This window comes from Microbacterium sp. NC79 (assembly GCF_019061125.1).
In the GTDB taxonomy this organism is placed as follows: Bacteria; Actinomycetota; Actinomycetes; order Actinomycetales; family Microbacteriaceae; genus Microbacterium.
In genome coordinates, this window is the sequence record NZ_JAHQYI010000001.1 from 1,713,022 (window position 1) to 1,735,815 (window position 22,794).

Here is a 22,794-nt window from a genome sequence, read left to right on the forward strand (position 1 = left end):
TTCGCATGGGGCGCAGCAACGTTGGTCGTAACAAGATCCGAAACAATTTCTGATTAGAGTTTCGTTATCTTCGTAGATTTGTGCTATCAAGTGGTGCAGAATAGAGGTATGACCATCGACAACACCAACGACGCACCGGCCGACGCGGCCGACGCGTTCTTGTTTGCTGTCGATGCACTGCGGGAGATTCAATCCGCAATGGCGGGGTTGGCCGCAATGGAGACGTCGCTGTATGCGGCGGTGTTTGCGCGGGCTGAAGAGTTGACGGCCGTGTTGCCTTCACCGGTCACAGAACGGGAGATGGCGTTGCGGACGGCGTGCGCCGAGATCGGCGCCGCGCTGCGGGTCAGTGATCGTACGGTCCAGCGGCGGTTGTCGAACGCGTGGGATGTCACCACGAACCTCCCGCAAACCTTCGAAGCTCTTCGCGAGGGCCGTATCACCCAGGCACACGTCAACACGATCATCCGCGCTTCTGAGGGGCTTCCTGCAGGCCGGGCGCGGGAGATGTATGACGAGGCCGCAGTGGAACGGGCCGAGCAGCTCTCCCCGAATCGACTCGCCGCCGTACTACCGGCGGTGGCGGCACAAATTCACGAGTGCGGCATGGCCGAACGCCACCAGCGTGCCCGCCGACACCGCCGCGTCGAGATCCGCGACATCGAAGACGGCATGTCCGAACTCCTCGCCGTCCTGCCCGCCGTGATTGCCCACGGCGTTCACGACCGGCTGACGTCGATGGCGAAGGCTTGCGAAACCGCGAATGGCGGCGACGGCGCCGTCGCAGACACCGTTGGCATCGATGCCGGTGCAGATGATTCAACCGTGGGTGAGATCGATGACCGTTCTCGCGATGAGATCCGTGCCGACATCTTCGGCGATCTCCTCCTTGGTGGCGGACCGATCGCGGCAGGTGAGGGGCTGGCCGCGATCACCGCACAGGTACAGATCAGCATCCCCGTCCTGACCGCCGCAGGCGTGACTGACCGGGGTGCCGAGCTCATCGGAACCGGCCCCATCGACACCGAAACCGCACGACGCCTCGTCGGAGCCGCATCCGGGTGGGACCGGGTCATGACCTGCCCTGTGACGGGCACGATCCTGGCGGTTGACCGGTACCGGCCCAGCGAAGACCTCCGCCGTACCCTGCGCGTACGCGATGAACACTGTCGCTTCCCCGGATGCCGACAACCCGCTCACCGCACCGACGCCGACCACAGTCTCGCTGCCGCTGACGGTGGCCCAACTTCCCTTGACAACATGGCCCTGCTCTGCCGACGCCACCACGTCATGAAGCACGCCGCCGCCTGGACCATCACTCATCAGGGCAACGGCATCCTGAAATGGACCAGCCCCAGCGGCCGCACCTATATCGACACCCCCACACCAACACTCCGCTTCTTCCCCACCGGACCAGACCCTGATGATCCCGGTGAACCGAACGATCCCCGAGAACCCAACGGTCCCGGCGAACCCAACGAGCCCCGAGAACCCGACATTCTCGGAGATCCCGGAGAACCCGGGGATCCGGGGACTTCTGGAGCCGACTCGGAACCCAGAATGGAAGCCAACATTAAAACCGACGCCTCGGCTGAAACCGACGCCGAGGCCGAAGCCGAAGCACGGCGATCCGCTCGCTTGGCTGCACGATGGCGCGCGGCGATGGGTGAAGGCTTCGACGGGCCGGCTGCTGGGCCGCCGCCCTACTAACCGGCTGTCGCGTGCTTGGAGGGAACAAAGCTTCACCGAGGAAAGCCCGGTGAAGCTGCTCGGAAAAGCAGCGCGAGCATCCACGAAAGTGTGCGATGCCCTGTGCGGCGATTACCGAAACGCACAGCGGCACCAGGCGAGCGGGCCCACGGACATGACGATACGATCGACCACCGATCCCCGACCGCCGACGACCAACCACCGATGACCAGCGACCGACCACCAAAGAACGACGACGACCAGCCACCAGCCGACAACGACCGACCAACGATGACCGACGACCGACTGACGACCAAAGACCAAAGAACGACGACGAGCCACAAACCGCCGACGAACAACCACCGATGACCGACCTCGCCCGCCGCTCCGCGTCACAGAAACGACGAAGCCCTGACCAGAAATTAACTCTGATCAGGGCTTATCTGTCGGGCTGACAGGATTTGAACCTGCGACCCCTTGACCCCCAGTCAAGTGCGCTACCAAGCTGCGCCACAGCCCGTTATTTGGTTATCGCTGCCGCGAAGGCAACTCGTCTATCTTACCCATGAAAACACCGCGCTCCGAACCACTCTGGTGCCGTGTCGGTGGCCAGAGGTAGCGTCAGCACATGTCAACCGTCACGATTCATCCGGCGACGCCAGACCGCTTCGCCGACGTACAACATGCCCTCTCTGGTGGTGGCGACGGTAAGAGCTGCCAGTGCCAGTGGTGGACGCTCACAAACGCCGAGTTCTCCAATTCCAGCGCCGATCAGCGCAAAGACATGCTCGAAGACGAAATTTCCGCTGGCCCACCGCCGGCGCTCATCGCCTATATCGATGACCAACCCGCCGGCTGGGTGCGGGTCGGCCCGCGCACCAGGCAGCCCCGACTGGCGCGCACCAAAATGATTACCGCGTCGTCAAAAGAATCTTTTGATGACGACTCCGTGTGGGCAATCTCCTGCTTCGTCGTGCGCCGCGAGCACCGAGGTTCCGGAACCAGCAGCGCGCTTCTCGACGCCGCTGTCGACTACGCGAGACAACACGGCGCACGCGTCATCGAGGGCTATCCCATCGACACGGCCGCTGACAAGACCTCGAGCAACAGTCTGTTCGTCGGTGCGCTGTCGACGTTCCTCGACGCCGGTTTCACGATCGTTGATCAGCCCAAACCCACGCGGGCGGTGGTCGCGATGACCGTATGACGGCGCGCGTCCCGCCGGAACACCGACCGAACCTTACGCTGGAGCTATCGACTCGAAGGAGTGTCACTGTGACGACCATCGCGCCCGCCCGAACCCGCGTGCTCTGGCCCCCGTTCGTGCCATACCTGCTCTTGTCAGCCGTGCACGTCTTCGCACTGTTCACGCACAACGCCGCGCTCGCCGCGCCCACCAAGCTGGGGCTCATGCCGTTGCTCGCGATCGCTGTCGTGCTCAACACGCGTCGCCTCACCCGCACAGCCCCCATCGCGATCCTGCTGTTCGCGATCTTCTTCTCCTGGCTGGGCGACGGTGCCGGAACCTTCGTGCCGTTCTTGCCGACGGTTCCGATGATGCTGGTGTTCTTTGGCATCGCTCACCTGGCGTACATTCTCCTGTTCAGCCGTCACGTGGCAGTTCGCACGCTGCCGAAGGCCGCGCTCGTCTTTGTGCTGTGGTGGGTGGCGATGCTCGTGATCATCGGGCCGCACGCGGGCGGCCTGCTCATCGGCGTTGCTATCTATGGCATCGTGCTGGGTCTCACAGCAGCCACGGCAACCCGCGGCAACCTCATCGTGTTGCTGGGCGGGGTGTTCTTCCTCATCTCCGATACGGTGCTCGCATTCCAGCTCTTCATGTCAGACGTCGTCGGCGACTGGACGAGCCCCGTTGTCATGCTGACGTACACTCTCGGACAGGGACTCCTCGCATTTGGAGTGCTCGCCCACGTCAGAAAGCAGGCAGATGTCGTCGGTACGAGTCGATAGTTGGCTCTGGGCCGTTCGCATCTACAAGACCCGGTCAGCAGCGACCACCGCATGCCGCGCCGGGCATGTGCGCGTCAACGGCGAAAAGGCGAAGGCTGCTCAGGCCATTCGCCCTGGTGACGAACTGCGCGTGCGCATCTCTGGGTTCGACCGCATTCTGGTCGTAAGAGAACTCCTCACCAAACGTGTTGGCGCACCGATCGCGGCGACGGCGCTGGAAGATCGCACGCCTCCTCCCCCGCCCCGTGAGCACATGGCGATGCACGCCGTGCGCGACCGCGGCGCCGGGCGCCCCACGAAACGTGAGCGCCGCGACATAGACAGACTCCGCGGGCGCGACGAGCACGACGTCACTTAGACGAGGCACTCCGAACGGGCGAATCGCCCCGCTCCCGCGTCACAAGGCGTGCGACTCACTCAGCCAGCGTGCACCATGCGTACGTGCGCCCAGAGCCTCCACACGGCCGCGCAACTCCCGATCGCTCGTCACAACGTGCACCACCGCGCCCACTTGTGCCGCGGCACGTTCAACCGCCGCCACAATCTCATCGTCGCCGGCGCCGGCCGCGCGCGCGACGTCAACGCCGTCGACGTCAGTGGCGGCCTTCGCTTCACCTTCCAGAACGGCGACAACACGCGGAAACCACGTCGTGCCAGGCAAGTCCAACGTTGCCGCGGCGATCCCCTCGCGCGACAGCAAAGCCAACGACGACAGCACACTGACTGCCGCTCCCGCGCGATCCTTCCACCAGCGGTTCGGCGTCGCACCCATCACATTCGCGACATCCACCACAATCACCGGGCGAACTGACATCGCCTCCTGCAGGTCAGGCCACGACGCCGCAAACCCGGGGTGCAGCTCCCGCGCAGAAACACCAGCGGCGTCCACCCACTCCAGCGCCACACTCTCCGGGTCGGTAATCTCCGGCTCAAATGGCTGCTCGACGACGGCGACCAGCGTCGTGTACGACCAGATACCAATGTCATACACCGAGGTAAAGAGAGGGCGAACGGAACCATCAGGCACACCCGCTTCTTCTTGCGATTCGCGCATGGCGCCGTCGGCAGCAGCCTCGCCCTGATGCAAGGCTCCGCCCGGAATTCCCCATGTTCCACCGAAGTGGCTCCACCCGACGCGCTGTTGCAGCAGCACACCGCGCTCGTCATCCACCGCCAACAAACCGGCGGCTCCGAATCGACCCCAGTATCTGGTTCCGTCATCCGCCACGACCCACGCATCACCGGGATCACGCGGACCCTGCGGTCGACGCGGCTCTCCTGGTGCAGGCTCGACAATGCTCACCATTCCAGACTGTCACACTGCGGGCGCGGCACGGTCAAACGTGCCACATCGCGACACACCATCGCACAAAGCTGATGCCCCGGAGGCGGAACCATGCGGTTCGCCTCCGGGGCATCAAAACATCGGTGCTTTAGCGCTGGCGACGCTCACGCACACGCATGTTGACGTTGATCGGGGTACCTTCGAAGCCCCACACTTCGCGGAGGCGACGCGTGATGAATCGACGGTAGCCCGGGTCGAGGAAGCCGGTCGTGAACAGCACGAATGTCGGCGGGCGGGTCGCTGCCTGCGTTCCGAACAGGATGCGCGGCTGCTTGCCACCACGAACCGGGTGCGGGTGCTCCGACACGAGCTCGGTGATGAAAGCGTTGAACTTGCCTGTCGGAATACGGGTGTCCCACGACTCAAGAGCCTGCTCAAGAGCGGGCACCAGCTTGTCGAGGTGACGACCGGTGCGCGCCGAAATGTTGACGCGCGGAGCCCAAGCAACGTGAGCCAGGTCTTGCTCGATTTCACGTTCGAGGTACTTGCGGCGCTCTTCGTCGAGAAGATCCCACTTGTTGTAGGCGAGCACGAGTGAACGGCCAGACTCCAGCACCAGGTCAATGATGTTGAGGTCTTGCACGCTGATGGGCTGCGTCACGTCGAGAACAACGACGGCAACCTCGCTCTTTTCCAGCGCTGCCGAGGTGCGCAGTGACGCGTAGAAGTCAGCGCCCTGCGACAGGTGCACGCGACGGCGGATGCCCGCCGTGTCGACGAGGGTCCACAGCTTGCCACCCAGCTCGACGATTTCGTCAACCGGGTCACGCGTGGTTCCGGCCAGCTCGTTGACAACAACGCGCTCTTCACCGGCAGCCTTGTTCAGCAGCGATGACTTACCGACGTTCGGGCGACCGAGAATCGCTACGCGGCGCGGGCCGCCGATCTCGTGCTTAGCGACGGCCGATACCTCGGGAAGCTTCGTCATGATCATGTCGAGCAGGTCTGCGACGCCGCGGCCGTGAATGGCCGACACGGGGTACGGCTCACCCAACCCGAGGTTCCACAGTGCGGCGGCCTCCGGCTCCTGACGAGCGTCGTCAACCTTGTTCGCCACGAGGAAGACCGGCTTGTTGGTCTTACGCAGAAGCTTGACGACGTGCTCGTCGGTGGCGGTGGCGCCGACCTTCGCGTCGACGACGAACAGCACCGCGTCGCTCAAATCAATGGCGACCTCGGCCTGCGCAGCAACCGAAGCATCGATGCCCTTGGCATCTGGTTCCCATCCGCCGGTGTCAACCAGCGAGAACCGACGCTCGTTCCACTCCGCTTTGTACGTCACGCGGTCACGTGTGACGCCAGGAGTGTCTTCAACGACAGCCTCGCGGCGGCCGAGAATACGGTTGACCAGGGCGGACTTACCGACGTTCGGGCGACCAACAATGGCAAGCACCGGAAGTGCGGGCGCGTAGCTGATGCCGTCTTCGCCGACCTCAATGCCGGCCAGAAGTGCAGCGTCTTCGTCATCGAGGTCGTACTCACCGAGGCTCGCGCGCAGCGCAGCCGCGCGGATCTCGGCGAGCTCGTCGTCTACGCCGGCAAGGCGCTCGAGGAGTTCGTCTTTGTTGTCGTACTCGTCATCTTCATGCATGGGATTCTCCTGTCGCACGATCGATCTCCGCGAGGACCGCGGCAATCGTCTGCTCAAAATCAAGGTCCGTCGAATCTACGACGGTGACGCCCGGGGCCGCTTCAAGAAAGTCAACCACTTGGGAGTCTGCCGCGTCACGTTTATGCATGGCAGCGGCAACCGCAGAAGCATCGTGTCCGGTCAATTCGGCACTGCGCCTGGCAGCGCGAACCTCAGGCGCCGCGGTGAGCAGCAGTCGAACAGGAGCCTCTGGTGCGACAACAGTGGTGATGTCGCGACCTTCAATGATGACAGCTTCCCGCCCACTTTGCGAAACCAGCTCATGGAAGGTGCCATTCAAGAACTGTCGGACAGCGGGAACGCGTGCAACACCAGACACCGCGTCAGACACGCGCGGCTCCCGAATATCGGTCGTCACGTCACGCTCCCCCACCAGCACGCGCCGTTCGTCCGGGTCCATTCCGAGCCGCAGTTCGAAGTCGCCAATCGCATCAAGGACGGCCGTCGAATCTGATGTGTCGGCGCCGTGGTTCAGCACGTGCCATGCCAGCGCGCGGTATGCGGCACCGGTATCGAGGTAGCCGTAACCGCGGCGACGGGCGACTTCCTTGGAGACACTCGACTTGCCAGAGCCTGCCGGCCCGTCGATGGCAACGATGAAGGTTTCTGGCATGGGGGTGTCCTCCTGGGCCACAGCCGTTGTTGGGTCAGTCATTCATGCTCGCAATCTGCCAGCCGCGAGCCTGCAGGTCTTCCCGCGCTCGTCCGACGATGGACGGAACCACACTGATCTCTGCAAGACCAAACTGCGCTCCAGGCGAGTGTTCCAAACGCAGATCTTCCACGTTGATGTTGAGGTCACCGAGGTCACCGAACAGGCGACCGAGCTGACCTGACGTGTCATCGACCATGACAACGACCTTCTCAAACTGGCGGAACTGTCCGTGCTTACCAGGCAGACGAGAGACGCCGTCGTTGCCGCGGGCGATGGTCTCCGCGACGGTACGGCGAGCGCCAGGTGCTTCGGGGGCGCGAAGCGCATCAGCCACCTGGGCAAGGTCTGTCGCAAGAGCATCGAGAATCTCCGCAACCGGAGCCGCATTCGCACCCAGAATCTGTACCCAGAGTTCCGGAGCAGAAGCGGCAATGCGCGTGGTGTCACGAACTCCCTGACCGGCCAGCCGCAGCAACCCCTCGTCGACATCAGCGAATCGGCTTGCCAAAAGCGACGCAACCAGCTGTGGAACGTGCGAGACGAGAGCGACAGAACGGTCGTGCTCTTCGGGTGACATTTCCACCGGCATCGCTTCGAGTTCGAGCGCGAGCATTTCAACGAGAGCTAGATCGTTGGCCGGCGTGTCTTCATCACGGCACACCACCCACGGGCGACCAACGAAGATGTCGGCACGCGCCGAAATGGCGCCGCCGCGCTCGCGTCCGGCGAGCGGGTGCGAGCCAATATAGTGCGTGAGATCGACTCCCCGTTCACGCAGGGTCGTAAGCGGTTGTAGCTTGACACTGGCAACGTCGGTCACGACAGCGTTAGGGAAAGCGGCCAGTTCTGCCTGAATCACGTCGGCCGTGACGTCGGGCGGAACCGCGACGACGACGAGCACAGGAGCGTCGTCGGGTGCCGCTTCGCGTCCGGCACCGTAGTCGATCGCCAAGCGCAACTGTGCTGGTGAGGTATCGGTCAACACCACATCAATGCCTTTGCGGCGCAGTCCGTGACCAATGCTGGCACCGAGCAATCCTGCACCAACGATGCGAACGGTTCCGCTCAGGCGCGCAGCGACGCTCCGCGATACGTGGTTATCGGTCACTTCTCTCCCTCGCGGGGCGTTTCATCCTGTGTGGCACGCGACAGCGTGAGCAGTTCGCCGCGTTCCACTTTAGTGAGTTCACGCGAGCGACCGACCGGAAGCGTCCCTAAGTGCAGTGGTCCAAACTGGCGGCGCACGAGGTCGCGCACGGGGTGGCCGACCGATGCCATCATGCGGCGCACAATGCGGTTCTTGCCAGAGTGCAACGTGAGCTCAACCAGGCTGGTTCCCCCTGAGGTGTCGAGCAGACGCGCCTTGTCTGCCTTAATCGGGCCGTCTTCGAGCTCGATACCTTTTGTGAGCTTGGCGATCGTCTGCGGCGCGACCTTGCCATCGACGCGGGCGATGTACACCTTCGTGACGCCGAACTTCGGGTGGGCAAGCACGTGCGCGAGTTCGCCATCGTTCGTGAGAATCAGCAGGCCAGACGTCTCGGCGTCCAGGCGACCGACGTTGTAAAGACGTTCTTCATACTCATCGGTGAATTCGCGGAGGTCAGGGCGGCCCTGCTCATCCTTCATCGTGCTGACGATGCCTGTCGGCTTGTTCAGCATCACATAGCGTTTCGAGACGTCGAGTTGCACGGCGGTGCCGTCAACGTCGACGAGGTCGACTTCGGGGTCGATGCGGCGGCCAAGCTCGTGAACGGTCTCGCCATTCACGCGGATGCGCCCTTGCACGATCATGTCTTCGACGACGCGGCGGGAGGCGACGCCAGCGTGGGCCAGCACCTTCTGCAGGCGGACGCCTTCGGGTTCGTTGTTTTCGTTGTCAATCATTGCGGCAATGATTCCCATCAGTGCGAGAGGTTGATGCTTATCGGATGAGGGCGTCGTCGAAACCGTCGGCGCCATCATCGAGAAGCGGAGAAATCGGCGGCAGCTCGTCAAGCGAGTTGATACCGAGGTTTTGAAGGAGGAGATCTGTCGTGCCGTAGTTAATGGCTCCGGTCTCCGAATCTTGGAACAGCTCAGTGATGAGCCCGCGCCCCAACAATGTGCGAACGACCGAGTCCACGTTGACGGCACGAATCGAGGCTACCTGGCTTCGGGTGACAGGTTGCTTATAGGCGATGACAGCAAGCGTCTCCATTGCCGCTTGCGAAAGCTTCGAAGGCGCCTGCGCGTTCACGTAATCGGCCACCAAATTGTCGAGATCCTCGCGCACGTAGAGACGCCATCCGCCGCCCACTTCGCGAAGTTCGAATCCGCGCTGCGGGCCGGAACCTTCACCGTCGTAATCAGCGACGAGCGCCTTGACGACGCGGCGCACCGCGGCGACTGGCGCGCTGACGGCGGTGGCGAGGCTGACGATGCTCTGCGGCTCTTCAACGATCAGCAGGATCGCTTCGATGCGGCGCGACAGTTCGGCGTCGGTCAGCTGCACCGGAGTCTCATCGTCAATATCGGTCACGATCTCATCGGTCATAGTCTGCTCCGAGGGTTGCGAGGGTGTCTTCTGACCAGTGCTCAGCCGTCCACCGCAGGGTAAGTTCGCCAAGCGGCTCGAGCTGCTCGAACGAAATAGCAGCGTGACGGTAAAGCTCCAGGATCGACAAGAAACGCGCCACGATAACTCCGGGGCCATCTGCCCCCATGATCAGTTCGCGAAAGGTCAGCTGTTCGGCCGTGCGCAGCATCGAGACGACAATGGCAGCCTGCTCGCGGATGCTGACCAGGGGCGCGTGCAGGTGGTCGAGACCGACCGTCGGGATTGCCTTGGGCGTGAAGGCAAGGAGCGCAAGCGCCGCAAAGTCATCGGCGGTGTGCGTCCACACGAGTTCTGGCACACGGGCACGGTACTTCTCGTCCAGGCGCACGCTGCGCACCATACGACGCGCTTCCCGATCGGTGTTCGTGTGGAACCATACCGACACCTCCTTGAATGCGCGGTACTGCAGGAGGCGGGCAAAGAGGAGATCGCGCGCTTCGAGGAGTGCGACGGATTCAGCATCAACCAGTTCGCCTTGGGGCAAAAGCCCCGCGATCTTCATATCGAGCAAAGTGACGGCAACGACGAGAAACTCACTCGCTTCGTCCATTTCGTCGGCGTGTTCGGCTGCCCGCAGATACACCAAGAACTCATCGGTGACCGCGCTCAGTGAAACGTCGGTGATATCGAGTTCATGCTTCGAAATCAGCGAGAGCAACAGATCAAACGGGCCGTCAAAGTTTGACAGTGAAACTCGGAACCCCGGCTCGGCGCTCTCTGCACCTGCAGTTGCGGGGGTCTCCCCTGGTTCCGTCCCACCCTCACCGGTTGTTTTCTCGACGCCGGGATCGGTGTCGAGAGCGTCGGAGAGGTTGGCGTCAGGCGACGGCACCACGAGAGACCAACTCTCGCGCAAGTCGCAAGTACGCCTGGGCTGCAGCGTGCTCGGGAGCAAATTCCGTAATCGGCATACCGGCAACCGACGCGTCGGGGAACTTCACCGTGCGACCAATGACGGTCTCCAGTACATCGTCGCCGAAGGCTTCGACGACGCGCTCGAGCACCTCACGCGAGTGCAACGTGCGCGGGTCATACATCGTCGCGAGAACGCCATCAAGCTTGATCGCCGGGTTCAGACGGTCGCGCACCTTGTCGATCGTTTCGATGAGGAGCGCGACACCACGCAGCGCGAAGAACTCGCACTCAAGCGGAATCAGCACGCCGTGGCTTGCGGTCAGTGCGTTCACGGTGAGCAGGCCGAGCGACGGCTGGCAGTCGATCAGGATGACGTCGTAGTCGTCTGCGACCTGTCGCAACACGCGAGCGAGAATCGTCTCGCGGGCAACCTCGTTGACGAGGTGAACTTCAGCAGCCGAGAGGTCAATGTTCGCGGGCAGCACGTCAAGGCCGTCAACCTGGGTGTGCTGAACGACCTCACGCGTGTCACGCTTCGGATCGAGCAACAGGTCGTAGATGGTGGCGCCATCGTGCGTCTGGATGCCGAGGCCGGCAGACAGTGCGCCCTGCGGGTCAAAGTCAACGGCAAGGACGCGGCGACCGTATTCGGCGAGGGATGCGGCCAGGTTGATCGTGGTGGTCGTTTTGCCGACGCCACCCTTCTGGTTGCACAGCGCAATAATGCGTGCAGGGCCGTGGCTGTCGAGCTTCGCGGGGACATCGAATCCGTGATAGGGACGACCCGTCGGTCCGATGGGCCTATCGTCGCCCTGTGCGCCGCGTGTGCCCTTTTTATCCGCCACGGATTGACCTGCTTTCGTTCTCGCTCAGCAAATTGTATCGATAGGCGCAACCCCCGGCCGTTCGGCATGCGGATCGCCTCGAAATCTGTGCCCTTTTGCGCCGATTATTCTCGCCGCAACGCGGAATGGGATTGTTAAACCACCGGGGCGAGCATGCGGCTGCGGGCAGCGTCGATAAAGCCGCGGAACAGCGACTGCTGCATCATGACTTCAGGGTGCCACTGCACACCGACAACAAAACGGTCGCCTTCGGCTTCCATCGCGTGCAACACACCGTCGGTGCTGAACGCTGTTCCAACGAAACCAGGATGCGACTTCACCGATTGGTGGTGGTAGCACGCCACGGTCAATTTCTCCTTTGCGAGCGCGCTCAGCTTGTGGCCAGGCTCAACGTGAACGGTCACCGAGCTAAAGCCGTTGGCATTTCCGGCGTGCTCTCCGCCGGTGTGCACGTCGGTTCCGGCGATATCGGGGAGGTGCTGCACCAGCTTTCCGCCGCGAGAGACGGCGAGCAACTGCATGCCGCGGCACACACCAAGCACCGGCAGTTCACGCTCGTCGGCCTGCTCGATGTAGAGCAGTTCGCTCTCGTCACGGTCGTCATACCAGGTCGTCACATGGCGATCGGGTTTTTCGCCGTACCGTGCCGGATTCACGTCAGCACCACCCGCAATCACGATGCCATCCAATCGTGCAGCAATGGCGGCGGCCTGGGCGATAGACGCGACGGGCGGCAACAACACGGCGGCGCCTCCTGCGGCCTCAACGGCACGGGCATATTCCGCTGGAAGGACATCAGCGACACTATTCTCACCGCCGCGCCACTGGGCGCCTTGACGGTACGTCGTCAAACCGATGAGGGGTATCGCAGAAGCGTCAATCACGGGTGCTCTCCTGGTGCGGGCGTTTCCTTCATTCTCTCAGCCCTGCGCGCGTGGTTCCACTCGCCCGTCACATAATGGCGAACGCCGCCCGAAGCGCCATCCTGGGCAACGCGACAGCGAGCCCCATCGACGTCGATGACACGTTACTTTCGGGCGCGCGGGTGCGCCGTGATGTACACGTCCCGCAGGGCGTCCACCGAAACGTGGGTGTAAATCTGTGTTGTCGCTACCGAGGCGTGGCCAAGCAACTCTTGCACAACCCGCACATCGGCCCCACCCTGCAGCAGGTGGGTCGCAAATGAGTGGCGCAGCGTGTGTGGCGACACATGAGCGGTGATGTGGGCACGCTCGGCGGCAGACTGAATGACCAGCCATGCGCTCTGCCGTGACAATGGTGCGCCGCGGGCACCGAGGAAGAGTTTGGGCGTGGCACTCCCCCGCATCGCCAGCGTGGGGCGCACGCGCGTGAGGTAGGCATCAACCGCGGCGCGGGCAAAGGAGCCAAGCGGAACAATGCGTTCTTTGGAACCTTTGCCGCGCAGGCGAAGGATGTCGCCGTGCGCCAGATCGTCGACATCGAGACTGATCGCCTCAGACACGCGTGCTCCGGTGGCGTACAGCAGCTCAAGCAGCGCACGATCGCGGATGCCCAGGGGCTCATCGGGGCTGGGCGCCGCCAACAACTGTTCAACCTGCGTAATCGTGAGAGCCTTCGGTAGTCGCTGGGGTGCCTTCGGCGGCTTGAGCCGACCGGTCGGGTCGTCGGCCGTGTGCCCCTCTCGCACCAGGTACCGGTGCAGTCCACGCACCGATGACTGTAGCCGTGCGAGGGACGTGGCGGCCGGCGCGGGCTCGGCACTGGCACGCTCGGCACCAAAGTCGGCAACGAGCGTAGGCGTGAGCTCGGCGATGTCGGTGATGTTGCGATCGGCGAGCCATGCCACGTACAGCGAGAGGTCACGCTGATACGCAGCGACCGTGTGTGCGGAGAGCCCGCGTTCGATCGTGATGTGACGCAAATACTGGTCAACGGCACGCTCGGGAGTCATGCTCTCAGGCTACCGACGGGTCTGCCATGGCGCGTGTGCCGCGCAGGGATGCGTTCGGGCTGTGGACTATCGCGATGTGGATGCGTACTCGCGCGCCGCCTCCACGAGCCCGCGAAAGATCCGCTGCCCCGACATGGCTTCGGGATGCCACTGCACGCCCACCACGAAACGCTCACCCTCAGCTTCCATCGCATGCAAGACGCCGTCTGCGCTCGCCGCAACCGCGGTGAAACCCGGGTGCGTTGCCACGACCTGATGGTGGTGACACGCGGCGATGATGTGCTGATCGACGATGTCGCTGATGCGGTGCCCAGGCTCAACGACAACCGGAATCTGGTCGTACACGTTGTTGCCGCCCACATGGGCTTCGGAACCAAGAACATCAGGCAGGTGTTGCAGGAGGGTTCCGCCGCGCGACACGGCAAGCAGCTGCATGCCCCGACAGACACCAAGTACGGGAATGCCGCGCTTGTCTGCTTCCGCGATGAAGGCGAGTTCGCTGACGTCGCGGTCATCGCGCCACATGGTCACTTCGGGATGCGGCGCTTCGCCATAGCGCGCAGGGTTAACGTCGGCACCGCCGGCGATGACGAGCCCATCGAGATGACGGGCGAGCGCCTGGGCGTGAGCCGCGGAGGCAACCGGCGGCAGCAGCACGACCGCGCCTCCGGCATCCTCAATCGCTTGCGCGTATTCGGCGGGAAGAACGTCAGCCGCAATCGGCTCCCAACCGCGCCATGCGGCTTCTTGCCGATAAGTGGTCACGCCAATCGTGGGAATCACAGTCACGATCTCTCCTGCACAACGGGTTGTTAGGTTTGGGGTTCACGGCGGCGGTGCGCGAAAGCGAAAGCACCGCCGCCGTTGGCCTCAGTCGATCCAGTCGCTTTCCAGCGGAGTCACGTATGCGTGCGACAGTCCGCCGTCGACGAGAAACTCCGTGGCCGTGATGAAGCTGGACTCGTCAGAACCAAGGAAGGCAACAGCATTTGCCAGCTCTTCTGGTTCCGCAAACCGCCCCATCGGGATGTGCACGAGGCGCCGTGCCGCACGCTCGGGGTCTTTTGCGAAGAGTTCTTGCAGCAGCGGAGTGTTGACCGGCCCCGGGCATAGCGCGTTGACACGGATGCCTTTGCCAGCAAACTGCACCCCGAGCTCACGGGTCATCGCGAGCACGCCACCCTTCGATGCCGTGTAGGAGATCTGCGAGGTTGCCGCCCCCATCAGCGCCACGAATGAGGCGGTATTGATGATGGAACCACTGCCCTGCTCCATCATGTACGGAAGCACGGCCTTGCAGCAGTAGTAGACGCTGGTCAGGTTGACGTTTTGCACCAGATTCCACGCCTCAATGTCTGTCTTGAGGATCGAGTCATCCGATGCGGGACTAATGCCGGCGTTATTGAACGCGATGTCAATGCGACCGTACGTCGCCTTCGCCTGGGCGAACAGGTTCTCGACCTGATCCTTATTGGTGACATCGACCGCGACAAAAAGCCCGCCGAGTTCGTCGGCGATCGCCTGACCGTTGGACTGCGGGAGATCACCAATGACGACCTTCGCGCCCTCCGCGACGAACTTGCGAGCTGTCGCGAGACCAATTCCGCTTGCGCCACCCGTGATGACGCCGACTTTGCCTTCAAGCTTGCCCATGAATACTGCCTTTCCTGTGAAAATCTGTGCTGCCACTACTCGGTGGCGATAAAAACGTTCTTGACGTCGCTGAATGAATCTGGCGCGTCGGGACCAAGCTCACGCCCGAGGCCCGACTGTTTGAACCCACCGAATGGCGTCCAATAGCGAACAGACGAGTGCGAGTTCACCGACAAGTTGCCGGATTCCACGCCGCGTGCGACGCGAAGCGCGCGGCCAATATCGTTCGTGAAGATCGACCCGCTGAGACCGTACTCGGTGTCATTCGCCATCCGGATGGCATCCTCTTCCGTCTTGAACGGCATGACGGCGACGACCGGTCCGAAGATTTCTTGCGTCCAGACCGGGTCGGCTTCGCTGCGAGGTAGCGCCACTGTCGGCGACAGCCAGAAGCCATCGGCCGGAACCTCGGCGCCGGTGAACGCGACATCGGCACCATCGATGAACGACTGGACCGCCGCTTTTTGCTTGGCCGTGATCATCGGCCCCATTTGGGCGCGCGGATCGTTCGGGTCTGTGACGGAGAACTCCTTGACGGACTGCTCGAGCAGCGTGAGGAACCTGTCGTAGACGGAGTCTTGCACCAGGATCCGCGAGCGCGCGCAGCAGTCCTGGCCCGCGTTATCGAACGCGCTACCAGGCGCCGACGCGGCCGCCTTTTCCAGGTCGGCGTCAGCGAACACAATATTTGCGCTCTTACCGCCCAGTTCCAGCGTCAATCGCTTCACCTGGTCAGCGCACCCGCGCATGATGTTCTTGCCCACGTCGGTCGAGCCGGTGAAGCACACTTTGCGCACCGCCGGGTGGGTGACAAATCGGTCGCCAACGACGGAGCCCTTACCGGGAATCACCGTGAAGACGCCGTCGGGAATTCCTGCAGCTGTCGCCAACTCGCCGAGGCGCATGGCGGTGAGCGGGGTCACCTCAGCGGGCTTGAGCACGACGGTATTTCCTGCCGCGAGCGCGGGAGCAAAGCCCCACCCCGCGATCGGCATGGGAAAGTTCCACGGCACGATAATGCCGACAACTCCTAACGGTTCGTGAAAGGTGATATCGACGCCGCCGGCAACGGGGATCTGCTTGCCGAAGTGTCGTTCCGGCGCCGCGGAGTAGTACGTCAAGACGTTTTTGACGTTGCCCGCTTCCCACACCGCGTTTGAGATGGTGTGCCCGGAATTGAGAACCTCAAGCGCTGCCAACTCATCGGTGTGAGCATCGACCGCTGCTGCGAAGTCACGCAACAGCTGGGCGCGATCCGCTGGCGCAAGTGCCTTCCACTGGGGGTAGGCGGCCGCCGCACGTGCGATCGCGTCATCCGTCTCGACGAGGCCGGCAAGCCCCACTTCACCGACAGCCTGCCCCGTCGCCGGGTTGATCACTACCGATATGCCGCCGCCAGAATATGGCGAGGTTGGAATCTTCATTCGTGTGTGTCCTCTGTTGTCAAGGTTGTGCTTAGAGCCGCTCAAAGCCGCGTCGCAGTTCCCAATCGGTGACGGCAGCGTTGTACGCAGCAATCTCCAGGTCGGCGTAGTGCACGTAGTGGTCAACAACGTCGTCACCGAGCGCCGCACGCGCGGTCGACGACGCGGCGAGGGCGTCACGCGCCTCCTGCATCGTCGACGGAACCAAGGGGGCATCAGATCGGTACGCGTTACCGAGGAGTTCGGGCTCAAGCTCCAGCTTGTTCTCAATGCCATACAACCCACCTGCCAGCATGGCGGCAACCGCGAGGTACGGGTTGACGTCGCCGCCCGGAAGGCGGTTTTCCATGCGTGCACCGGAACCATGACCAACGAGGCGTACGGCACACGTGCGGTTGTCGTTGCCCCAGGCGATCGCGGTCGGCGCGAAAGAGCCGAGGGCAAAGCGCTTGTAGGAGTTGATGTTTGGCGCGTAGAAGAGCGTGAAGTCTTTCATCGTGGCGAGCACGCCGGCAATGAAGTGGTCGTACAGGGCGGTGCGCGTGCCGCTCTCCTTGTCCCAAAACACCAGCTCACCGTCGGTGCCACGCAACGACATGTGGATATGACACGAGTTTCCTTCGCGCTGGTTCGGCTTGGCCATGAAGGTGATGGACCCGCCGCGAGCGCGCACAATGTCTTTGGCCATCGTCTTGTAGACGGCGTGGTTGTCTGCGGTTGTCAGCACGTCTGCGTATTTGAAAGCAATTTCGTGCTGACCGAGGTTGCACTCCCCCTTCGCCGATTCCACATCGAGGCCGGCCGCGTACATGACGCGGCGAATCTCTCGCAGCGTCGGCTCGACAAGGGCGGAACCAAGAATCGAGTAGTCGACGTTGTACTGGTTAGCCGGAACCAGGTTTCGGTAGTCCTGGTTCCAGGCATCTTCGAAGCTGGTCTGAAACAGCACAAACTCGAGCTCGGTTCCGGCGAGAGCGATGTATCCGAGGTCGGCGGCCTTGGAAATCTGCGCCTTCAGGATGGACCGCGGAGAAACGGATACCGGCGTGCCGTCCATGAGCGCGAGGTCGCACTGGATCATGACGGTGCCAGGCAGGTTTTCGACGCGGCGGATGGTGTCGAGGTCGAGGAGAAATTCCATGTCGCCGTAGCCCGACTCCCACGACGTGAGGGCATAACCGTCGAGCGTATTCATGTCGACGTCGACGGTGAGTAGGTAGTTACACCCCTCGGTGCCGTGGCCAAGCACGGAGTCAACGAAAAACTGCGCATGAATGAACTTGCCTTGAAGACGCCCCTGCATGTCGGTGAACGCGAGCATCACGGTGTCGATGTTGCCTGTCGAAATCTCCTCACGGAGCGCCTCGACGGTCAGCATTCGGTCGTTTCGCGGGTGGGCAGTCATAGGTACTCCTCTTCGCCAATCTCGATTACGCGAGCAGACCGCGAAGCAGTGCTGCGGTTCCGTCGCAATGATCCTGCATAAGCTGTCGCGCTGCGACGGCATCCTTGGTCAGAATCGCGCGCACAATAGCGCGGTGTTGCTGGTCCGAATGTTCAATATTGCGTTCCAAAAACGGGATGCCCGCCAGCAGGTGATGGACCTTCACCTGCAGGTGGTTACATGCCGAGGCGAGCTCTTCCGACCCACACACACTCGCGATTGAGAGGTGGAGCCGTGCGTCTGCTCGCCTGTACGATTCCGGGCTCTCGGCGGTGGACACGTCGTTCAGCGCCTGTTCGAGGAGCGCTGCTTGGTCTGGGGTGAGGTCAGTCAGCGCTGCACGCTCTGCCGCGCCCGGTTCAATCACCGAGCGAAAGATCACAACGTCGTCGATCTCAGCCCGGCGCGAGCGCGCCGTCTCGTGCCCAAAGTGCGCTGACGGAATCTGGTCGCAGACCGTGGTTCCGCCGCCTCGTCCCCTCGTCGTTTGCACGAACCCTGCTGCTCGCAGAGCGCTGATGGCTTCGCGGAGCGTGGCTCGCGACACGTTGAGTCGTGCCGCGAGCTCACGCTCTGCTGGCAACTTCTCGCCTGGGCGGAAGATTCCGATCTGAATCGCGGAGCCGAGTTGTTCGACGCACGATTCGAAAGGCATCTGGGTCCGCGCGCCGCGGATGACGACATCCACGAGCGGTGAAACGGGTTGCGTTGCCATGGTGACCTCAGGTATTCACTCTTCGAGCAGTTCGTCAGCGTTCTTGGTGAGGTGCTCTGCTTCAGCCTGCGTCATGAAGTCGCGCTTGCCGTAGGCGTACCAGAGCACGATCGCCAGAATCGCCACCACCGCTACCGCAATGGGTGAGTAGTTGAAGGTGTCGACGTTGATGTCGGCGAACGGCGGGAGCACAAACAGCACGATGATGATGGCAACCCACACAACGGCGATCCAGCCGACGAGCGTCGACCACTTGCCGAGGTTCCACACGCCCGGCTCCCACTTCGTGTCGAGGCGACGCAGCAACACGGGTGTGACGTACGCGATGTAGAGGCCGATGACCGCAACCGACGTCACGGCCGCGTACGCGGTGAAGCTGAACAGCGCCGGCGTTGCCAGGATGATCGACAGCACAACACACAGCCAGATCGAGTTCGTGGGTGTACCCGTGCGCGGGTTCACCTTCGCCCAGATCTTGGAACCAGGAATCGCGTTGTCGCGCGAGAAGGCGTAGGTCATACGGCTGTTGGCGGTGACCGATGCCATACCGCAGAAGAACTGGGCGACGACGACAATCGCGAGCAGTCCCTGAGCGACGCCCGGGTTGCCTTCCAGCGCGTCCAGGAAGATCTGCGCGGGGCCAGACCCCGTGCCGGTCGATGTGATCTTCGTGAGGCCCTCTTCTGAGCCATCCTGAATCGCCGAAACGATGCTGAAGAGCAGAATCCAACCACCGATGATCGAGATCAGAACGCTCATCACGATGCCCTTCGGGGCGGCCGTCGCTGCGTTCTTCGTCTCTTCTGCGACGTGCGCGGAGGCGTCGTATCCGGTGTACGTGTACTGCGCCATGAGCAGGCCAAGCAGGAAGACGAAGAATCCGTTCGTCCAGCCGGTTTCGTTGTGCCATGTCGTGAACGACCAGTTTGGTGACTGGTGCGTAGGCGGCAAAAGCCACAGCACGCCGACGATGATGGCCACACCGACGATATGCCACCACGCGGACACCGTGGAGAGAAAGGCCACGAGCTTCACGCCGAACGTGTTGAGCGCGGCGTGGATCAGGATGATGATGACGAAGGTGAGGAACGTGTTGTAGGGGTTGACCTCAACGCCCCACAGCAGGTTCAGGAACGCCATCGTCGTCATCGCGGCGCCGTAGTCGATGGCGGCGGTCACGGCGACTTCGCCGAGGAAGTTAAACCACCCGACGAACCATGCCCACTGGCGCTTGTTCTTCTTTGCGAGTCGTCCCGCCCAGAAGTACAGGCCGCCTGCGGTGGGGTACTTCGAGCAAATCTCCGCCATCGCGAGCGCGACGCACAGCACGAAGATACCGACGAGTGGCCAACCGATGTTGATCGCGACCGGCCCGCCAGACTTCATGGCGATGTTGAACGAGGTGATACATCCGGCGAGGATCGAAATGATTGAGAAGGAGACAGCAAAGTTGCTGAATCCGCTGAGTCCTCGGTGTAGTTCTTGCTTGTAACCAAGCGCGGCAAGCTCTGCCGCGTCTTCGTCGTGCGACGGCGTTGTCGCTTTGGTTGATTCTGTGCTCATACTACTTCCCATCAAATTCTCAGAAAGGAACGGTTGAGCGATTTTTGCGCCCAGAGCAGGCGCTTGTCAATGGTCTGACTTCAAACCGTTTAGAGAATTTGATGGGAAGCAGTTCGCACACGGGCGCGCGAACAGAGCGTTAACGCGGCGAATATGCCGTGCTTAGGCTGCGCGCTCGCGGCGCAGAAACTCAGCCGCAGCCAGCGCACCCAGCGCCAAGGTTCCGTTGCGGAACTGCCCGGCAAGCGCCGCAGAAACGGCGTCGTCCAGGCTCACCCAGTGCGGCACAATTTCAGCCTCTTCGCCCTCGCGCACATAGTCGGTGACCACGTGCGAAAGGTCGCGGGCAAGGTATACGTGAATGACCTCGCTGCTGGAACCCGGCGTCGGCGTGAACGACAGCAGGTGATCCCACGTTGCCGCCTGCAGATCAACCTCTTCCGCGAGCTCACGCTGTGCGGCAACGATCGGGTCTTCGCCTGGCACGTCGAGAAGGCCGGCCGGAACCTCCCAGTCGCGCTCCCGAATCGGGTGGCGGTACTGCTGCAGGATCAGAATCTGATCGTCTTCATCGAGCGCCACGACGGCGGCGGCACCGGGGTGCGCAATGTAGTGGCGGTGCAGCGTCTCGCCTGCGAACAGGATCGTGTCGTTATGCACGTCCCACACGCGCCCGCGGAACGGACGATCCGTATTCTGGATCGTCACGTCCGCGGGCTCGTCGCGGAATTTAGTCATCCTGCGAGTCGTCCTGGAACAGTTCGCTGGACTTGTGACGGTCAAGCGATGCCCCAATCAGACCAGCAAACAGCGGGTTCGCCTGCGTCGGCCGCGAACGCAGTTCGGGGTGCGCCTGCGTCGAAATGTAGTACGGGTGCACGTCGCGCGGCAGCTCAACGTACTCCACCAGGTCGTGCTCAGGGTTGATGCCAGAGAACACCAGTCCTGCTTCAGCAAGCTGTGCGCGGTAGGCGTTGTTGACCTCGTAGCGGTGACGGTGGCGCTCAGACGCCGTCGTGGCGCCGTAGATCTCCGCAGCAATGGAACCTTCCAGCAGGTTTGCTTCCTGCAGACCAAGGCGCATGGTTCCGCCCAAGTCGCCACCGGCGATGATGTCGACCTGCTCAGCCATCGTGGCGATGACGGGAGCCGCAGCCTCCGGGTCAAACTCGGTGGACGACGCGCCAGCGATACCAGCCACGTTGCGTGCATATTCGATGACCATCGACTGCAGGCCGAGGCAGATGCCGAGCGTGGGAATGCCCTGCTCGCGAGCGAACTTCAGCGCGCCCAGCTTGCCTTCGATGCCACGGATGCCGAATCCACCAGGAACCACGATGCCGTCGAGAGCCGCAAGGTGCTTTTCCGCGCCGTCCGGGGTTTCGCACAGGTCAGACGCGATCCAGGTGATGTTGACCTTGGTCTCGTGGGCAAAGCCGCCTGCACGCAGGGCTTCGGTGACCGAAAGGTAAGCGTCAGGGAGGTCAATGTACTTGCCGACAAGACCGATCGTGACTTCGTTCTTCGGGTTGTGAACGGCGTTCAGAACCTTCTGCCAGCGCGACCAGTCGACATCCGTTGCCTTCTCCGTGAGACCGAAGGCGCGAACGATGTACTCGTCAAGGCCCTGGTTGTTGAGCATGCTGGGGATGTCGTAAATCGACGGCACATCGACGGCGTTCACGACGGCGTCTTCGTCAACGTCACACATGAGCGCGATTTTGCGCTTGTTCGATTCGGTGACTGGGCGGTCGGAGCGGAGCACGAGCGCGTCGGGCTGAATACCGATGGAGCGGAGCGCTGCGACCGAGTGCTGCGTGGGCTTGGTCTTCTGCTCACCCGATGCACCCATGAACGGAACCAGGGATACGTGCGTGAAGAACACGTTGCCGCGGCCGAGTTCGTGACGAATCTGGCGGGCAGCTTCCAGGAACGGCTGCGACTCGATGTCGCCGACCGTGCCACCGACTTCCGTGATGATCACGTCGGGCTGCGGGTCGTTCGAGGCCTGCAGACGCATACGACGCTTGATCTCATCGGTGATGTGCGGAATGACCTGCACGGTTGCACCCAGGTAGTCGCCGCGGCGCTCCTTGGCGATGACCTCGGAGTAGATCTGACCGGTCGTCACGTTTGCCGCACGCGACAGGTTGATGCCGAGGAAGCGCTCGTAGTGTCCGATGTCGAGGTCGGTCTCCGCCCCGTCATCGGTCACGAAGACTTCACCGTGTTCGAACGGGTTCATGGTGCCCGGGTCGACGTTGAGGTACGGGTCAAGTTTTTGCATGACAACGTGGAGTCCGCGAGCAGTCAGCAGATTGCCGAGACTGGCGGCGGTGAGGCCCTTACCCAGGGAGGAAACCACACCTCCGGTCACAAAAATATGCTTGGTGACCTTGGCCGAAGCCTGAGGTGCAGAAGAAGAAGATGAGCCGTTACCAGAGAAATTATC

Annotated in this window: 22 protein-coding genes and 1 tRNA gene; 4 read left to right on the top strand and 19 right to left on the bottom strand. The window is 62.5% G+C overall.

Annotated elements, in window-relative coordinates:
- Positions 1-108 precede the first annotated feature (108 nt).
- Positions 109-1,710, top strand: a complete 1,602-nt coding sequence (locus KTJ77_RS07725) for an HNH endonuclease signature motif containing protein (protein ID WP_217337830.1) — start codon at positions 109-111, stop codon at positions 1,708-1,710.
- Between the two features lie 425 nt (positions 1,711-2,135).
- On the opposite strand, the gene KTJ77_RS07730 is transcribed toward KTJ77_RS07725, so the two are convergent.
- Positions 2,136-2,209: transfer RNA gene (locus KTJ77_RS07730), tRNA-Pro, on the bottom strand.
- Positions 2,210-2,317: 108 nt separating this feature from the next.
- Here KTJ77_RS07730 and KTJ77_RS07735 point away from each other — a divergent pair.
- From KTJ77_RS07735 to KTJ77_RS07745, 3 genes are all read left to right on the top strand, one after another.
- Entirely contained in the window at positions 2,318-2,896 is a 579-nt protein-coding gene (locus KTJ77_RS07735) for a GNAT family N-acetyltransferase (protein WP_217337831.1), read from the top strand.
- Positions 2,897-2,964: 68 nt separating this feature from the next.
- Positions 2,965-3,660, top strand: a complete 696-nt coding sequence (locus KTJ77_RS07740) for a lysoplasmalogenase family protein (RefSeq protein ID WP_367948863.1) — start codon at positions 2,965-2,967, stop codon at positions 3,658-3,660.
- Positions 3,638-4,018, top strand: a complete 381-nt coding sequence (locus tag KTJ77_RS07745) for an RNA-binding S4 domain-containing protein (RefSeq protein ID WP_217337833.1) — start codon at positions 3,638-3,640, stop codon at positions 4,016-4,018. The genes KTJ77_RS07740 and KTJ77_RS07745 overlap by 23 nt, the downstream gene beginning before the upstream one ends.
- A 39-nt stretch (positions 4,019-4,057) precedes the next feature.
- On the opposite strand, the gene KTJ77_RS07750 is transcribed toward KTJ77_RS07745, so the two are convergent.
- From KTJ77_RS07750 to KTJ77_RS07835, 18 genes are all read right to left on the bottom strand, one after another.
- Complete coding sequence (locus KTJ77_RS07750; RefSeq protein ID WP_217337834.1) at positions 4,058-4,963, bottom strand: NUDIX domain-containing protein; 906 nt, start codon at positions 4,961-4,963, stop codon at positions 4,058-4,060.
- 130 nt (positions 4,964-5,093) lie between these two features.
- Complete coding sequence (gene der, locus KTJ77_RS07755) at positions 5,094-6,596, bottom strand: ribosome biogenesis GTPase Der (protein WP_217337835.1); 1,503 nt, start codon at positions 6,594-6,596, stop codon at positions 5,094-5,096.
- Complete coding sequence (gene cmk, locus KTJ77_RS07760; RefSeq protein WP_217337836.1) at positions 6,589-7,311, bottom strand: (d)CMP kinase; 723 nt, start codon at positions 7,309-7,311, stop codon at positions 6,589-6,591. Before cmk ends, der begins: the two co-directional genes overlap by 8 nt.
- On the bottom strand, positions 7,304-8,419 hold the full coding sequence (locus KTJ77_RS07765; RefSeq protein WP_217337837.1) for a prephenate dehydrogenase: 1,116 nt from the start codon (positions 8,417-8,419) through the stop codon (positions 7,304-7,306). The genes cmk and KTJ77_RS07765 overlap by 8 nt, the downstream gene beginning before the upstream one ends.
- A complete protein-coding gene (locus tag KTJ77_RS07770; RefSeq protein ID WP_217337838.1) occupies positions 8,416-9,198 on the bottom strand; it encodes a pseudouridine synthase in 783 nt (260 codons plus the stop codon). The genes KTJ77_RS07765 and KTJ77_RS07770 overlap by 4 nt, the downstream gene beginning before the upstream one ends.
- A gap of 37 nt (positions 9,199-9,235) precedes the next feature.
- On the bottom strand, positions 9,236-9,847 hold the full coding sequence (gene scpB / locus KTJ77_RS07775; protein WP_217337839.1) for an SMC-Scp complex subunit ScpB: 612 nt from the start codon (positions 9,845-9,847) through the stop codon (positions 9,236-9,238).
- Complete coding sequence (locus KTJ77_RS07780; RefSeq protein WP_217337840.1) at positions 9,837-10,742, bottom strand: ScpA family protein; 906 nt, start codon at positions 10,740-10,742, stop codon at positions 9,837-9,839. The genes scpB and KTJ77_RS07780 overlap by 11 nt, the downstream gene beginning before the upstream one ends.
- The gene (locus KTJ77_RS07785; protein ID WP_217337841.1) at positions 10,729-11,610 is read right to left on the bottom strand and encodes a ParA family protein; all 882 of its coding nucleotides are present in this window, start codon (positions 11,608-11,610) and stop codon (positions 10,729-10,731) included. Before KTJ77_RS07785 ends, KTJ77_RS07780 begins: the two co-directional genes overlap by 14 nt.
- A gap of 134 nt (positions 11,611-11,744) precedes the next feature.
- Positions 11,745-12,494, bottom strand: a complete 750-nt coding sequence (locus KTJ77_RS07790; RefSeq protein ID WP_217337842.1) for a gamma-glutamyl-gamma-aminobutyrate hydrolase family protein — start codon at positions 12,492-12,494, stop codon at positions 11,745-11,747.
- Between the two features lie 143 nt (positions 12,495-12,637).
- Positions 12,638-13,543: a site-specific tyrosine recombinase XerD gene (gene xerD / locus KTJ77_RS07795; protein ID WP_217337843.1), complete on the bottom strand. Its 906-nt coding sequence runs from the start codon at positions 13,541-13,543 to the stop codon at positions 12,638-12,640.
- Positions 13,544-13,609: 66 nt separating this feature from the next.
- Complete coding sequence (locus tag KTJ77_RS07800) at positions 13,610-14,332, bottom strand: gamma-glutamyl-gamma-aminobutyrate hydrolase family protein (protein ID WP_217337844.1); 723 nt, start codon at positions 14,330-14,332, stop codon at positions 13,610-13,612.
- 81 nt (positions 14,333-14,413) lie between these two features.
- Positions 14,414-15,196 carry a 3-oxoacyl-ACP reductase gene (locus KTJ77_RS07805; protein WP_217337845.1) on the bottom strand — a complete coding sequence of 261 codons (783 nt, stop codon included), beginning with the start codon at positions 15,194-15,196 and terminating at the stop codon, positions 14,414-14,416.
- 35 nt (positions 15,197-15,231) lie between these two features.
- The gene (locus tag KTJ77_RS07810; RefSeq protein ID WP_217337846.1) at positions 15,232-16,620 is read right to left on the bottom strand and encodes an aldehyde dehydrogenase; all 1,389 of its coding nucleotides are present in this window, start codon (positions 16,618-16,620) and stop codon (positions 15,232-15,234) included.
- Positions 16,621-16,651: 31 nt separating this feature from the next.
- Positions 16,652-18,025 (bottom strand): glutamine synthetase family protein, encoded by a 1,374-nt coding sequence (locus KTJ77_RS07815; RefSeq protein ID WP_217337847.1) that lies wholly within the window; start codon positions 18,023-18,025, stop codon positions 16,652-16,654.
- Positions 18,026-18,050: 25 nt separating this feature from the next.
- A complete protein-coding gene (locus KTJ77_RS07820) occupies positions 18,051-18,779 on the bottom strand; it encodes a FadR/GntR family transcriptional regulator (RefSeq protein ID WP_217337848.1) in 729 nt (242 codons plus the stop codon).
- A 15-nt stretch (positions 18,780-18,794) separates the two neighbouring features.
- Positions 18,795-20,342: an amino acid permease gene (locus tag KTJ77_RS07825; RefSeq protein ID WP_254367397.1), complete on the bottom strand. Its 1,548-nt coding sequence runs from the start codon at positions 20,340-20,342 to the stop codon at positions 18,795-18,797.
- 162 nt (positions 20,343-20,504) lie between these two features.
- Positions 20,505-21,080 carry an NUDIX hydrolase gene (locus KTJ77_RS07830; RefSeq protein WP_217337850.1) on the bottom strand — a complete coding sequence of 192 codons (576 nt, stop codon included), beginning with the start codon at positions 21,078-21,080 and terminating at the stop codon, positions 20,505-20,507.
- On the bottom strand, positions 21,073-22,725 hold the full coding sequence (locus tag KTJ77_RS07835) for a CTP synthase (RefSeq protein WP_367948901.1): 1,653 nt from the start codon (positions 22,723-22,725) through the stop codon (positions 21,073-21,075). Before KTJ77_RS07835 ends, KTJ77_RS07830 begins: the two co-directional genes overlap by 8 nt.
- Positions 22,726-22,794 lie beyond the last annotated feature (69 nt).

What these genes read in the sequence shown, in the direction of transcription:
- KTJ77_RS07725 (WP_217337830.1), top strand. Translation starts at nt 109, where the DNA reads ATGACCATCGACAACACCAACGACGCACCGGCCGACGCGGCCGACGCG.
- KTJ77_RS07735 (WP_217337831.1), top strand. Translation starts at nt 2,318, where the DNA reads ATGTCAACCGTCACGATTCATCCGGCGACGCCAGACCGCTTCGCCGAC.
- KTJ77_RS07745 (WP_217337833.1), top strand. Translation starts at nt 3,638, where the DNA reads ATGTCGTCGGTACGAGTCGATAGTTGGCTCTGGGCCGTTCGCATCTAC.
- der (WP_217337835.1), bottom strand. Translation starts at nt 6,596, where the DNA reads ATGCATGAAGATGACGAGTACGACAACAAAGACGAACTCCTCGAGCGC.
- cmk (WP_217337836.1), bottom strand. Translation starts at nt 7,311, where the DNA reads ATGACTGACCCAACAACGGCTGTGGCCCAGGAGGACACCCCCATGCCA.
- KTJ77_RS07770 (WP_217337838.1), bottom strand. Translation starts at nt 9,198, where the DNA reads ATGATTGACAACGAAAACAACGAACCCGAAGGCGTCCGCCTGCAGAAG.
- scpB (WP_217337839.1), bottom strand. Translation starts at nt 9,847, where the DNA reads ATGACCGATGAGATCGTGACCGATATTGACGATGAGACTCCGGTGCAG.
- xerD (WP_217337843.1), bottom strand. Translation starts at nt 13,543, where the DNA reads ATGACTCCCGAGCGTGCCGTTGACCAGTATTTGCGTCACATCACGATC.
- KTJ77_RS07805 (WP_217337845.1), bottom strand. Translation starts at nt 15,196, where the DNA reads ATGGGCAAGCTTGAAGGCAAAGTCGGCGTCATCACGGGTGGCGCAAGC.
- KTJ77_RS07810 (WP_217337846.1), bottom strand. Translation starts at nt 16,620, where the DNA reads ATGAAGATTCCAACCTCGCCATATTCTGGCGGCGGCATATCGGTAGTG.
- KTJ77_RS07815 (WP_217337847.1), bottom strand. Translation starts at nt 18,025, where the DNA reads ATGACTGCCCACCCGCGAAACGACCGAATGCTGACCGTCGAGGCGCTC.
- KTJ77_RS07820 (WP_217337848.1), bottom strand. Translation starts at nt 18,779, where the DNA reads ATGGCAACGCAACCCGTTTCACCGCTCGTGGATGTCGTCATCCGCGGC.
- KTJ77_RS07825 (WP_254367397.1), bottom strand. Translation starts at nt 20,342, where the DNA reads ATGAGCACAGAATCAACCAAAGCGACAACGCCGTCGCACGACGAAGAC.
- KTJ77_RS07830 (WP_217337850.1), bottom strand. Translation starts at nt 21,080, where the DNA reads ATGACTAAATTCCGCGACGAGCCCGCGGACGTGACGATCCAGAATACG.